Below are 12,138 nucleotides of genomic sequence, written 5' to 3'. Positions count from 1 at the left end.
GTGTCAGCCCCCCATCAGCGCGGGCAGCGGCTTAAGGTAGATGCCCAGAACGCCCTGCACCAGGTACCAGACCAGCCCGGCCGCCCCTGCCGCGACCGGCAGCAGAATATGCAGCTTGCGCTCGCCCAGGATCATGGCGCCGATGGTGAGGAAAAGCACCGTCGACAGAAGGAAACCTCCGGGCCGCAGCAAAAGCGCATAGGCAACCATCAGCGCCAGAAGTGCCAGCGCCTGCTGCCAGTTGCCGCCAAAGATCCGCTCCCACAACGGCACCGCGTCAGCCTCTCTTTCCGCTGGCTTTTCCAGCCCCAGAACAATGACCAGAGCAGTCAGAATGGCCAGCACCGACAGCGCCTTGGGGAAGGTGCTGGGCCAGACCGGGTTGAACTTCATGAAGGGCGGCAGGAGCCCATCCATAGTGAAATAGGCCGCATATCCATAGGCCAATGAGATCATCAGGATGATCAGCGCGATCCAGCGGTCCAGCGCCATAACTCCCCCTCCCCTGTATTGTGCAATTGCGGGCAACAATGGCCCCGGTGCCGTCTCACTACTCAGTGGCGGCAAAGCCCGCGCCTGGTCTCTCCCGGCACGGGCTGAATTTTAGCTTCAGAGGAAGCCCAGCTCTTTCATCAGATCGCCAATGGCCTTTTCCTGACCTTCCAGGAAGGTTTTGAAGTCATCGCCGGAGTTGTGGATATTGACCCAGCCATTGCGGGCCCGCACTTCTTCCCACTCTGGTGTATCATACATCTTGGCAATGGCCGCCTGATACTGCGCCAGCTTGGCCTCCGGCAGACCCGGAGCGGCAAAGAACCCGCGCCAATTGACGAAAGAGGTATCGATGCCCTGTTCTTTCATGGTGGGCGCAGTTTCATAGGCCGCAACACGCTCATCCGCGGTGACGCCGATGATCTTCACTTCGCCTGCATTGGCCAGGTCAACCGCTTCAGAAAATCCGGTCGAAAGGGCCGAGATTTCACCGGACAAAAGCGCCGCCATGGCCTTGCCGCCCGCATCATAGGGGATGTATTTCACCGCCGTCGGGTCCTCACCCGCGGCCTTCATCACCATGGCAGCCACCAAGTGGTCCATCCCACCCGGCACCGAGCCGCCACCAATCGCAGTCTTGCGCGGGTTGGCCTGATAGGCCTTCAAAAGATCCTCCATCGAGTTGATCGGGCTGTCTTTGCCCACAACGATGGCAGCGTAGTCGCCAATAGTGCCCGCAACCAGGGTGAGGTCGCGGAAGCTATGCGGGAAGACTCCGGTCAGGGAACGGATTACAATAGGGGTGGAGTTCACCATCAGGGTGCCATGGCTGCTGTCTGCGTTTTCGATCAGATAGCCGATTGCCTTGCCGCCGCCGCCGCCGGACATGTTTTCGAAAGACGCCGTGCCCACCAGGCCCGCCTTGGTCAGCGCTTCACCGGTGCCGCGCGCGGTGCCGTCCCAGCCGCCGCCCGCGCCGCCGGGGATCAGGAAGTGGATGCTCTCGGCTACTTTCTGTTCCGCCCAGGCCGGATTGCCCAGAGTCAGGGCCGCAGCAGCCGCCGCCAGAACAGTGCGCCGTGTCAGGGTGAATGTCATGTCTCTCTCCTCCATTTGACATTTAGCGGTTTGCCCGCTCATGACTGAAAGGGAGCACGCCAAGCTGACACAAACCTGTCACGCTCTGTCCTGCCCCTCAGTGAAAGAGAACAATCAATGCGTTTCCTGCTGGTCGAAGATAATTCCAACCTTGCTGCAGCGGTACTGGACCGGCTGCGGCTGGACGGCCACGTTGTCGATCATGCTGCTGACGTGGAAGCCGCTGACAGCTATATCGCCACTACGGATTACGATTTGATTTTGTTGGATATTATGCTACCGGACGGCGATGGCCGTGACTTCTTAAAGGCCCATCGCGCCCGTGAAGGCAAGACCCCGGTTATCGTCTTGACTGCCCGCTCCGAGGTCTCTGACCGAGTTGGTGTTTTGGACCTTGGGGCTGATGACTACATCACCAAGCCCTTCGACTTTTCCGAACTCGAAGCCCGCTGCCGGGCGGTGCTCAGGCGTCAGGGCGGCGGCGGTTCCAACGTCAAACGATTCGGAGATCTGCGCTTTGATCCCCTTGCCGGGACGCTGCAGGCGGGCGCCAGATCGATCGCTCTGCGCAACAAGGAGCTACGGCTTCTGGAGATCTTTCTGGCCGCACCGGAGCAGATCCATTCCAAGGCCAAGCTGGTGGACCGGCTGTTTTCCTATGACGAAGAGGTCTCGGAGAATGCCATCGAGGTCTATGTGGCGCGGCTGCGCAAGCATCTGGCCGGTTCGCAGGCGCAGATCGTTACCGTGCGGGGGCTTGGCTACCGGATTTCACTCGCATGACTGACCAGCCTACTCCAGATGCGCGGCTGCGCTCTTCCGGGTCGCTGCGACGCAGGCTGGCGCTGCAGCTGGTCGGCAGCGCCGCGGTTCTGGCATCGCTCTTGTTTTTTGCGGTGCTGGGGTTCACCCGCGATGTGTCGCAGCGCAGCCATGACAGCATACTCCTGGCCTCCGCCACCTCACTGATGGATTCCGTCACCATTGAGGAAGGCCAGGTCACTTTGGATATCCCCTATGCAGCCCTCTCGATGCTTGGCAATATCAGCGATGACCGGGTGTTTTACCGGGTGACCCTGGATGACAGTACCCTCACCGGCTATGGCGACCTTCCCGAAGCACCCGCCGGCGCGCGCCTAGAAGAACCCGGCTATTGGACTGGCAGCTACCGGGGCGCCGGACTACGCAGCGTTACCCTGCGCCGCCGCATGTCGCTCGACAGCGGTGCCGCAGGAATTGCCATTACCGTCGCCCAGACCCGCGAGGGCCAGCAGGCGGAGCTGGCCGCCCTCACCCGCTCGGCCCTTGCCCTGGGGGGCGGTTTCTTTGCCATTGCTGCCCTGCTGGCGCTTTGGACGGCGCAGTCCAGCATCCGCCCGCTGCAGGTGCTGACCGGCGTGGTCTCCCGGCGCGGGCCGAAGGATCTGCGCCCAGTGCAGCGCGCGGTGCCCAGCGAAATGCTGCCCCTGGTGCATTCACTCAATCGCTTCATCGAACGCCTGCGGGTTTCCCTCACCCGGTCCGAGGAGTTCATCGCCGAGGCCGCGCACCGGGTGCGCACACCGCTGGCTACGGTGCGCACCCAGGCCGAAATCACCCTGCGGCGGGTGGAAAAGCCCGAGAACCGCAACTCCCTGCGTGAAATGATCCGCGCCATCGACGAAAGCTCCCGCGCGGCGGGCCAGCTGCTTGACCACGCCATGGTCACCTTCCGCACCGACTCGCTGGAACGTAAGCCAGTGGATCTGCAGGCCCTTGCTGAAGAGCTAGTAGGCAGGTTGCGCCCCGTTGCCGAGCTGAAGGATATTGCTCTGGTTCTGGAAGCCGGGTCGGTTCCGCCGGTTCCAGGCGATGCGATCCTGATCCAGAATGCCCTGCGCAATATTCTGGACAATGCAATCAAATACGCCCCTCCGGACAGCGAAGTCGCCATCTCGGTCACAATGGATCAGTCCGCAGTGACCATTGCTGTTACCGATGAGGCCGGGGGCTTCCCGGAGGCCGAGAAGAACGCGCTGACAGAACGCTTTGTCCGCGGCAGCAATGCGGCAGGCACCATTGGCTCCGGCCTGGGGCTAACCATCGCCCGCGAAGTGGCCGAAGCCCATGGCGGGCGCCTCGTCCTTTCCACTTCCAGCACAGGAGCCGGAGCATGCGTTTCGCTATCCTTCCCACTCTCCTAACCGCGCTCAGCCTTTGGGCGGCTTCACTGCTAGCCTTTGAAGCCGAGGCCCAGCGCCGGTTCGGGCCGTTGGAGGCAGAGACCGTACTGAAGGTGCTCTCCACCACGGATACGGCACTGCTGGCGCCTTTGCTGGAAGACTTCCTGGCCACCCATCCGCAGACTGCCCTGGACTACTATGAACTCGGCAGCGCCGACCTGATGCAAGCGGTCATCACGGATGCCAGCGGCTTTGACATTGCGATCTCTTCGGCAATGGATCTGCAGGTCAAACTGGCCAACGACGGCTATACCCTCCGGCACCGCTCGAACCTCACGCAAGCCATGCCCGGTTGGGCGAATTGGCGCGATCATGTCTTTGGCTTTTCGCAGGAGCCTGCGACGGTGATCCTGTCGCCGCGCGCCTTTGAGGGGCTGGAGCTGCCGCGTCGGCGCCAGGACCTGATCACCCTGCTGCGGCGCCACCCGGAGCGGTTTTCCGGCCGGATCGGCACCTATGATGCCGCCGCCAGCGGCCTGGGCTATCTCTTTGCCACACAGGATGCACGAACATCGGACGGGTTCTGGCGGATGATGGAGATTTTCGGAAGCCTGGATCTGCGGCTCTATTGCTGTTCGGGCACGATGATCGAGGATGTGGCCCGGGGCGATCTGGCGCTCGCCTATAATGTGCTCGGCAGCTACGCCGAAGCCCGCAGCGATCTTTCGGGGCAGGTCCTCATCCTGGAGCCGCAGGACTATACCAATATGATGCTGCGCAGCGCGGTGATCCTGAGGGACACGGCGGAACCCGGGCTCGCAGGTGAGCTTGTCGATCATTTGCTAGAGGCCGCCTGGAGCCCGGAGGGCAATCCTGCCTATCCCTTTCACCGCTATCCTGTACGCAACGGTGCCGAAAGCGCCCCTTACCGGCCCATCCAGATGGGACCCGGGCTGATGGTCTATCTTGACCGCCTGAAACGCCAGCGTTTCCTGCGCGAATGGCACAGCGCGGTGGAGCAGGACTGAACCTCAGAAACGCGGATCATCCAAATCCAACTCATAGCGGCGTGGCATCAGCCCGGCCTGAAACCAGCTGACAAAGCTCTGGATTGAGAACACTGGCAGACCTGTGGCGCGGCGAACATCGCGCGCATAGGGAACCATATTTGTGCATTCCAGCACGATGGCGCCCAGATCCGGGTTCTCCGCTACCAGAGCCCTGGCGCCATCAACCATGTCCAAGCGGCAGGCCGCAAAATCGATCTCAGGCGCATCGCCCAGGATGTCTCGGGTGAAGCAGCGCAAACCATCTGTACCGCCAACCGGCGTATCCACCGCCGCTCCGGCGGCCTTCAGATGCGCCGGAGTCAGTGTCTCCTTCGAGATAGTTAGCACACCCGCGCGTTTCCCCTTGGGCAGCAAGGCCTCTACCATGGGCACCTGCATCAGCGACGAGGTGGCAACCGGCACCCCCAATGCCTCGCGTACTTCTTCCTGGATCAGCGCTAGAAAACCACAGTTGGTGGTAATACCATCAGCCCCCATTGCTACCAGATCCCGTCCAGCCTCAACAAAGAGATCGATCAGCTCCCTAGGGTTTCCACGCACAACGTTTTCAGGATTGGCACCGCGCACAACTCGGTAGTGCACCGGAAAATCCCAGGTCATGGCATTTCCCATATCCCCATGGATCCGTGGAAAACGCGTTTCCAGCATCAGGATCCCAACCGCTGCGCCAAAGACTGTCTTGCCACCCTGTTCCATTATAAGACCCTATTTTTCCTCTTCTTTGAAACGCGCCTCAAGCTCACGACAGAGATCCAAAGCATCATCCGGCGATAATCCGTCAATTATCTTACGCGGCGCAATCTTGGGATCACCAAGTGGATTGTCAGTGTCCAGGTCTGAAGCATCGGTCAAACCAAAGTATCTGACAACAAGCCCGAGATTATCTGAATTCAATCCACGAGCAGATTTTGAATTCAGGAACTTTGTAAGCGTATTTGGCGACATTCCCAATTCGAGGGCAACTTGCGTAGGCGCAACATTGTTAAATGCACAAAGCACCCTCAAGCTTCTCTTTCGCTGTGTCCAGTCAATCATCTATTTCCCCCAACCTGCCCTCAGTCTTCGGGCACATAAAGCTGTGAAAAGGCGATGCGCACGGCTTCTGTGGCCTGCTCCCGCCGTTTTTCAATATGGTTGCGCAGGGCCTCTACTGCGGTATCCGCGTCGCGTTTGACCAAGGCTTCCAGCACACGACGATGCGCCGAGATATCGCCGGGGGCGCGGCCATCCGCCTCTTCCCGCATCCGCTTGAGATCAATGAGGCGAATATAGCGAATGCGCCCATTGAGGTTTCTCAAGATCCGCTGCAACTCATTGTTGCCGGAAAGCTGCGCCAGGCGTGCGTGAAAGCTCTCATCCATGGCCAGGAGCTCTTCCAACTCGGTTGCACTCTCATACTCCGGCTCCATTCGTTCCAAATAGGCCGAAAGTGCCGTAATCTCCGCCTCGCTCGCACGCTGGCATGACAGTCGCAGGGCTTCGCATTCGACTGCAACGCGGGCCTCATAGAGGTCCAATATGTAGCTGGGTGTCAGAGGTCGGCAGAAGAAACCCCGGTTACTTTGAAAAGTCAGGAAGCCCTCGGCCACCAGGCGGTTTAGCGCCTCCCGCAATGGCGTTCGGCTGGCCCCCAAGACCTCTGACAAGGCGCTTTCGTTGATCCGCTGGTCGGGCTTAAAGGCAAAATCCGCAGCCATCCGGCGCAGGGCCTCATAGACCCGATCCACGTTGCTTTCCCGTTTGCTCATATGATCCGGCCCTGCCTGATGCCTCATTCTCAGGGGGCACGGTAGAGCAGACTTGACTTGTCCGCAATAATGAATTCCAAACTGTATACAATTTTGAACGCAGTTTTCGATTCCCTGTTCTGGAGCCGATTACCTGCCCCATTCCGCTGGGAGAGACGCAATGAGCAACGAGATGAATGGCGCCGAAGCAATGGTCCGAATGCTAGAGGCCCATGGCGTAAGCCATATCTTTGGCCTCTGCGGTGACACGACACTGCCCTTTTATGACGCCATGCTGCGGCTGGATCACAACATCACCCATGTGCTGACCCGCGATGAACGTTGCGCCACCTATATGGCAGATGGGTTCTCTCGTGTGACCGGTCGCCCTGGCGTAGCCGAAGGGCCGTCGGGTGGTGGGGCTACCTACATTCTTCCAGGCCTCATCGAAGCCTCAGAGAGCTCCTATGCAGTCCTGGGCATTACAACGGATATCTCTGTTTCTTCCTATGGAAAGTACCCGCTGACAGAGGTGGATCAGGATGCGCTGATGCGCCCCTTGACCAAATGGAACACGGTGATCAAGCAGGCCCAGCATATTCCGCGCATGGTCCGCACAGCCTTCAAGGCGATGACAACCGGGCGCTCTGGAGCTGCCCATCTTGGTCTGCCCTATGACATTCAATATGACCAGGTCGACCCATCGGACATCTGGGCCGACCCCAAGCATCAGAACTACCCGGCATATCCGCAAGCCCCAGAACCCGGCGCTGCGGAGGAGGCGCTGGATGCCATCCTCTCTGCGAAAAAGCCTCTAATCATTTGTGGCGGCGGCGTTGTCATCGCGGGCGCAATGGAAGAACTCTCCCGCTTCGCAACCCGCCTCGATATTCCTGTTGCGACGTCAATCTCTGGTCAGGGCTCTCTGGCTGAAACCAATTCCCAGTGCCTTGGCGTCGTGGGCTCAAATGGCGGCACCGACCAAACCTGGGAAATGATGGAGGCGGCCGACCTCGTCGTCTTCATGGGGTGCCGCGCCGGATCCACCACAACCTCTCGCTGGGAGGCACCCGCCCCCGGCACCCGCATCGTGCATTTTGACAATGATCCCATGGTGATCGGCGCCAACTACCGTACGGAAGTGGGGGTTGTTGGTGATCTACGGCTAGCCCTGGCAGAGGTGAACGTAGTTCTGGACAAACGCGGACAGGGCGCTGCGACCTTTGGAGGTGCCAAAGCCATTGCTGATATCAAAAGCCGCAAGTTTGAGCGTTTCAATATGCTGGCAGAGAGCAATGAGGCCCCAATCCGGCCGGAACGCGTCATCAACACCTTGATGAAGGTTCTGCCACCCGACGCAACAATTGTGTCCGATCCAGGCACCAGCTGCCCCTACTTCTCAGCCTACTATCAACTGCAGCGGCCAGGCCGGTATTTTATCACCAATAGAGCACATGGGGCCCTTGGGTATTCACTTTCTGCCTCTCTTGGCGCCTGGTATGGACGCCCCGCTTCAAAAACCGTCGCTCTAATGGGCGATGGCTCCTTTGGCTTTACTGTGGGTGAACTGGAAACCGTTTGTCGCAGCAGAGCGCCGATCACCTTTGTGGTTTTTTCCAACGCAAATTTCGGCTGGATCAAAGCCAGCCAATTCGCCGACAAAGACGCGCGCTATTACAATGTGGATTTCAATCGCACGGACCATGCTCAGATCGCAGCGGCCTATGGTGTCAAAAGCTGGCGGGTAGAAGACGCTGCGGACCTCGACCGCGTCATGCGCGAGGCCGTGGCCCATGATGGCCCCACGTTGGTCGATGTGGTCTGCCAAGCGCTGGAAGAAAGCAGCGCCCCTGTGCGGCGCTGGATGGGGTAGTTACCTGCAAACGGTGTGATCGAGGTCATGCTTCAAACGAGGCATTAAGGCAGGGAGGTCTTTGTGGCAGCTTTGAGTGGGACCTCGCTCTTCCCCCAGGGGGGAGCATCCGCGAGACCTTGCTTGGGAACGCACCTGCGCCGTGCTTTGCACGGCGCAAGGCCCAACGGGTTTTGCTCATTCAATGAATGGGCAAGTTCCGGCGGGAGCGCTATGTTGCCCCTGCTTTGCTGCCGGGCTTTCTAGATACAACCTTCACTGGCATATGGCTCCAGTTCCTGTAGCAAAAGCTCCAGAAACTCGGTACCGATCGAGGACAGCGGCCTATTGCGTGAGGTGATAACGCAAAGCTCCATCTCAATCGTGGGCTGGAACAGACGAGTTTCAAAACCGCCCCCACGATCAAAGTCCAAAACAAAGGGATCCAGGATCGCACAGCCCATGCCTTCTTTGACGAAACTCAAAAGGTTCTTGAACAGCTGCGCATGTACCCGGATTTTCCAAGGGACCCCCGCCTGCTGAAAAGCCTCTCGGGTCCGGCGATGAGTCAAGTGATCAGGCCCCATCACCACAAAGGGCACTCCCTCCAGCAGTTCTGGCGTTAACACCTCATGCTTCGTCAGCTCGCTACCCTCTGGTATCGCGATACGCGTTTCCACCTTGAACAGTCGCGCATCCAGGCCATCGTGCAGCAATGGCGTTTCGCAGATGCCGATCTCAAACAGGCCTGAAATCACCCATTCCTGGATCTTGGAAGAATACTGCGACTGGAAAGAGATCGACATATCCGGCCGCCCCTCGGCAAAAGCCGCGATCAGACGAGGCATAAATCCAAATGACATCGAGTGCTGTGAGGCAACCTGAAGCTGTCCCGCCTGTTTGTTCTGCAAATCGATCACAGCCTGCGTCACATGGTCAAAACCCCGCACCACAGTATCGATTTCGCGAAACAGCAGATTTGCTTCCGGCGTCGCCCTGAGCCGCCCCTTGTCACGTTCAAACAGCTTGAAACGTGTTTGTCTTTCCAACTGGTACAACAGATTGGAAACCGCAGGTTGTGAAACCCCCAGCAGTGAAGCCGCTCCGGTCACTGTGCCCGTTTCAATCACGGCATGAAAAGCTTGCAGCTGACGAAACCTTAGATGCATTTCCCAGGTATCACCTTAGATTATGGAACACCTCCAAATTAGTATTTGAAATGATACCTAGCAATAGGCATGGTCCCAATAAGCAGCGGCTCAAGGCCGCAATTTCGGTGGGGGAACCCGTGTCAAAGAATGCCGCGAACCAGATCCAAACAGGCCTCTCATTTTTTGAGGTGATTGATGGCTAACGCACCTGTAATCGTCATCGGCGCCGGCATCATTGGCGCCTCAACCGCGCTTTGGCTCAAACGTACAGGGCATGAGGTGACCCTCATCGACAAAGGTGAACCTGGCATGGGCGCCTCCTTTGGCAATGGCTGTATTCTGGCCAGTTGCGGGGTTGTACCGGTGACGACCCCCGGCCTGCTACCCAAAGGCCCCAAGTATCTGCTGGATCCAAGCTTCCCCTTGTTCATCAAATGGTCTTATGGCCCCAAGCTCCTTCCTTGGCTTACGCGCTATCTCTCTCATGCCAATGACAAAGACACACGCAGGATCGCTCAGTCACTCAGCCAGATCACCGGCGACAGTGTTGAGCAGCATAAGGCGCTCACGGCTGGCACGCCAGCTGCCAAATGGATCCAGGAAAGCGACTATAATTTCGCCTACCCGGATCGCGCAGCCTTTGAGGCCGACGCCTATGTTTGGGAGCTGCGACGCGAAGCGGGCTTTGTGCCAGAGCTGATCGAAGGGCCAGCGGTACAAGAGTATGAGCCCGCCTTGACCCCAGAGGTCAGCCTACTTGCGATCAATAAGAACCATGGCTTTATCCTCAACCCAGCAGGATACATCCGTGACCTGGTTACATTGCTTCAGGAAATGGGCGGGCGGTTTATCAAGGCAGAAGTGAAGGATTTTGATCTCAGCGGCGGCCAGGTCTGCGCGGTGGACACCAGCGAGGGTCGTTTTGAGTGCAGCCAGGCGGTCCTCTCCGCCGGGGTCTGGTCCAAACCCCTGATGCAAAAGCTTGGTATAAATGTCCCCCTTGAGGCTGAGCGCGGCTATCACGTCCTTTACAAGGAGCCCAGCATTCAACCCAAAAGCCCAATGATGATAGCCGCCGGGAAATTTGTAGCCACACCAATGGATCAGGGGCTACGCTGTGCGGGTATTGTAGAGTTTGGCGGATTGGGGGAAACCCCTTCCAAGGCGCCGCTGGCGCTGTTGCGCCGCAAGGTTCAGGAGACTTTTCCAAATATGCGCGCTGCTGGAGAAGAGGAATGGCTGGGCTTCCGTCCAGCTCCGTCCGACAGTCTGCCTCTTATCGGGGAGGTCGGTTCAAGCGGCGTCTACACCGCCTTTGGCCATCACCACATCGGTCTTACCGGCGGCGCAAAAACGGGTCGTATGGTGGCCAATATGATCTCTGGTCAGCCCATGAACCTGGATATGAGCCCCTATGCGCCGAACCGTTTTGCCGGACGATAAAAGATTTCCAAACCAACAATAAGAAACCAACAAAACCAACCACAGGGAGAAAAAAATGACAAATCGGACCACTTTGACCACAACACTGGCCGCTTCTGCGCTGGCACTGGCAGCCGGAGCGGCCACTGCCGCCGAAAGCTGGGATATGCCAATGGCCTATGCGGCCACCAACTTCCATTCGGAAATGGGTGTGGTTTTTGCTGACAAGGTGCGCGACTATACCGGCGGCGAAATTGATATCACCGTCCATGCAGGTGGCTCCCTCTTCAAAGGCGGCGAAATCAAGCGCGCAGTGCAGACCGGCCAAGCGCCGATCGGCGAGCGCTTTATGTCAGCCCATGCCAATGAGGCACCTCTTCTGGGGTGGGACAACCTGCCTTTTGTGGCCACAACTTATGCCGATAACGACAAGCTTTGGCATGCGGCCAAGGACAAGGTGAATGCTCAATTGGCGGACTTGAACCTTGTAGCCCTTTATACCTGCCCATGGCCCGGTCAGGGTTTCTATTTCAAAAAGGAAGTGAACTCTTCCAACGACACCCAGGGCATCAAATTCCGCAGCTACAATACAGCCACAGCAACCTTTGCCGAAGAGCTTGGTATGATCCCGGTTCAGATCGAAGCAGCAGAGCTGAGCCAGGCCCTGGCCACCGGTGTGGCAGAGAGCTTCATCTCTTCTGGTTCCACCGGCTATGACCGCAAGGTCTGGGAACATCTGACCCATTACTACAAGGTCAATGCCTGGCTTCCACGCAACTATGTGATGGTCAACAAACAGGTCTGGGACGGTCTCAGCGCTGAGACCCAATCGCAGGTTCAGAAAGCCGCGGATGAAACCGGCAGCGCCTGCGCCGCTAAATCCGAAGAACTGGCAAACTGGTACTTTGAGCAACTCTCCGGCAATGGCATGGCCGTCACCGACGCTGGCCCGGAGTTCCTGTCGGAGCTGCAAGCCATCGGCGCAAAGATGACCTCTGACTGGGTTGAGGCCGCCGGTGCAGATGGTCAGGCCATCCTGGACGCGTATAACGGCAACTGACTTTTGCCTGTTGGATGTTGAAAGAACGACTGCCCTGCTTTGCCCAAGCGGGGCAGTGCCCGCAGTTAGAAGGAGGCCTTAGGGCCTCCTATGGCGCGGTCTGA

Annotated in this window: 12 protein-coding genes; 6 read left to right on the top strand and 6 right to left on the bottom strand. The window is 58.5% G+C overall.

Translation table 11 applies throughout. The features are described from left to right. Positions 1 to 3: 3 nt before the first annotated feature. Together RSK20926_RS14015 and RSK20926_RS14010 are read right to left on the bottom strand one after the other, a co-directional pair. Positions 4 to 492 carry a tripartite tricarboxylate transporter TctB family protein gene (locus tag RSK20926_RS14015; RefSeq protein WP_008207671.1) on the bottom strand — a complete coding sequence of 163 codons (489 nt, stop codon included), beginning with the start codon at positions 490 to 492 and terminating at the stop codon, positions 4 to 6. A 117-nt stretch (positions 493 to 609) separates the two neighbouring features. Beyond that, positions 610 to 1,590, bottom strand: a complete 981-nt coding sequence (locus tag RSK20926_RS14010; protein WP_037255220.1) for a tripartite tricarboxylate transporter substrate binding protein — start codon at positions 1,588 to 1,590, stop codon at positions 610 to 612. A 117-nt stretch (positions 1,591 to 1,707) separates the two neighbouring features. Between RSK20926_RS14010 and RSK20926_RS14005 the strand changes: the two genes are divergently transcribed. The 3 genes from RSK20926_RS14005 to RSK20926_RS13995 are packed head-to-tail and all read left to right on the top strand — an operon-like array spanning position 1,708 to position 4,780. Next, entirely contained in the window at positions 1,708 to 2,373 is a 666-nt protein-coding gene (locus tag RSK20926_RS14005; RefSeq protein WP_008207668.1) for a response regulator transcription factor, read from the top strand. Continuing rightward, positions 2,370 to 3,773 carry a sensor histidine kinase gene (locus tag RSK20926_RS14000; RefSeq protein ID WP_008207666.1) on the top strand — a complete coding sequence of 468 codons (1,404 nt, stop codon included), beginning with the start codon at positions 2,370 to 2,372 and terminating at the stop codon, positions 3,771 to 3,773. Before RSK20926_RS14005 ends, RSK20926_RS14000 begins: the two co-directional genes overlap by 4 nt. Next, positions 3,743 to 4,780 carry an ABC transporter substrate-binding protein gene (locus RSK20926_RS13995; protein WP_008207664.1) on the top strand — a complete coding sequence of 346 codons (1,038 nt, stop codon included), beginning with the start codon at positions 3,743 to 3,745 and terminating at the stop codon, positions 4,778 to 4,780. The genes RSK20926_RS14000 and RSK20926_RS13995 overlap by 31 nt, the downstream gene beginning before the upstream one ends. Positions 4,781 to 4,783: 3 nt before the next feature. Here the strand turns inward: RSK20926_RS13995 and RSK20926_RS13990 are convergent, their stop codons facing one another. Genes RSK20926_RS13990 through RSK20926_RS13980 form a run of 3 tightly spaced genes read right to left on the bottom strand, consistent with a single transcriptional unit; the run spans position 4,784 to position 6,570 of the window. Further along, the gene (locus RSK20926_RS13990) at positions 4,784 to 5,518 is read right to left on the bottom strand and encodes an aspartate/glutamate racemase family protein (RefSeq protein ID WP_008207662.1); all 735 of its coding nucleotides are present in this window, start codon (positions 5,516 to 5,518) and stop codon (positions 4,784 to 4,786) included. 9 nt (positions 5,519 to 5,527) lie between these two features. Continuing rightward, complete coding sequence (locus RSK20926_RS13985; RefSeq protein ID WP_157133134.1) at positions 5,528 to 5,857, bottom strand: hypothetical protein; 330 nt, start codon at positions 5,855 to 5,857, stop codon at positions 5,528 to 5,530. 20 nt (positions 5,858 to 5,877) lie between these two features. Beyond that, positions 5,878 to 6,570, bottom strand: a complete 693-nt coding sequence (locus RSK20926_RS13980) for a GntR family transcriptional regulator (RefSeq protein ID WP_037255214.1) — start codon at positions 6,568 to 6,570, stop codon at positions 5,878 to 5,880. Between the two features lie 160 nt (positions 6,571 to 6,730). Here RSK20926_RS13980 and RSK20926_RS13975 point away from each other — a divergent pair, with 160 nt between their 5' ends. Next, positions 6,731 to 8,422: a thiamine pyrophosphate-binding protein gene (locus RSK20926_RS13975; protein WP_008207656.1), complete on the top strand. Its 1,692-nt coding sequence runs from the start codon at positions 6,731 to 6,733 to the stop codon at positions 8,420 to 8,422. Positions 8,423 to 8,664: 242 nt separating this feature from the next. Here the strand turns inward: RSK20926_RS13975 and RSK20926_RS13970 are convergent, their stop codons facing one another. Then, the gene (locus RSK20926_RS13970) at positions 8,665 to 9,570 is read right to left on the bottom strand and encodes a LysR family transcriptional regulator (protein WP_008207655.1); all 906 of its coding nucleotides are present in this window, start codon (positions 9,568 to 9,570) and stop codon (positions 8,665 to 8,667) included. A gap of 177 nt (positions 9,571 to 9,747) precedes the next feature. Here RSK20926_RS13970 and RSK20926_RS13965 point away from each other — a divergent pair, with 177 nt between their 5' ends. Beyond that, a complete protein-coding gene (locus tag RSK20926_RS13965; protein ID WP_008207652.1) occupies positions 9,748 to 10,995 on the top strand; it encodes an NAD(P)/FAD-dependent oxidoreductase in 1,248 nt (415 codons plus the stop codon). 55 nt (positions 10,996 to 11,050) lie between these two features. Further along, a complete protein-coding gene (locus RSK20926_RS13960; RefSeq protein ID WP_008207650.1) occupies positions 11,051 to 12,034 on the top strand; it encodes a TRAP transporter substrate-binding protein in 984 nt (327 codons plus the stop codon). The last annotated feature ends 104 nt before the right edge of the window (positions 12,035 to 12,138 follow it).

This window comes from Roseobacter sp. SK209-2-6 (assembly GCF_000169455.1).
GTDB lineage: Bacteria > Pseudomonadota > Alphaproteobacteria > Rhodobacterales > Rhodobacteraceae > Pseudophaeobacter.
The sequence above is the reverse complement of the archived record's forward strand: the minus strand, read 5'-3'. Positions and strand labels throughout refer to the sequence as shown.

Coding starts and splice junctions, on each gene's coding strand:
- RSK20926_RS14000 (WP_008207666.1), top strand. CDS start 2,370: ATGACTGACCAGCCTACTCCAGATGCGCGGCTGCGCTCTTCCGGGTCG.
- RSK20926_RS13980 (WP_037255214.1), bottom strand. CDS start 6,570: ATGAGCAAACGGGAAAGCAACGTGGATCGGGTCTATGAGGCCCTGCGC.
- RSK20926_RS14015 (WP_008207671.1), bottom strand. CDS start 492: ATGGCGCTGGACCGCTGGATCGCGCTGATCATCCTGATGATCTCATTG.
- RSK20926_RS13960 (WP_008207650.1), top strand. CDS start 11,051: ATGACAAATCGGACCACTTTGACCACAACACTGGCCGCTTCTGCGCTG.
- RSK20926_RS13965 (WP_008207652.1), top strand. CDS start 9,748: ATGGCTAACGCACCTGTAATCGTCATCGGCGCCGGCATCATTGGCGCC.
- RSK20926_RS13990 (WP_008207662.1), bottom strand. CDS start 5,518: ATGGAACAGGGTGGCAAGACAGTCTTTGGCGCAGCGGTTGGGATCCTG.
- RSK20926_RS13970 (WP_008207655.1), bottom strand. CDS start 9,570: ATGCATCTAAGGTTTCGTCAGCTGCAAGCTTTTCATGCCGTGATTGAA.
- RSK20926_RS13975 (WP_008207656.1), top strand. CDS start 6,731: ATGAGCAACGAGATGAATGGCGCCGAAGCAATGGTCCGAATGCTAGAG.
- RSK20926_RS13995 (WP_008207664.1), top strand. CDS start 3,743: ATGCGTTTCGCTATCCTTCCCACTCTCCTAACCGCGCTCAGCCTTTGG.
- RSK20926_RS13985 (WP_157133134.1), bottom strand. CDS start 5,857: ATGATTGACTGGACACAGCGAAAGAGAAGCTTGAGGGTGCTTTGTGCA.
- RSK20926_RS14010 (WP_037255220.1), bottom strand. CDS start 1,590: ATGACATTCACCCTGACACGGCGCACTGTTCTGGCGGCGGCTGCTGCG.
- RSK20926_RS14005 (WP_008207668.1), top strand. CDS start 1,708: ATGCGTTTCCTGCTGGTCGAAGATAATTCCAACCTTGCTGCAGCGGTA.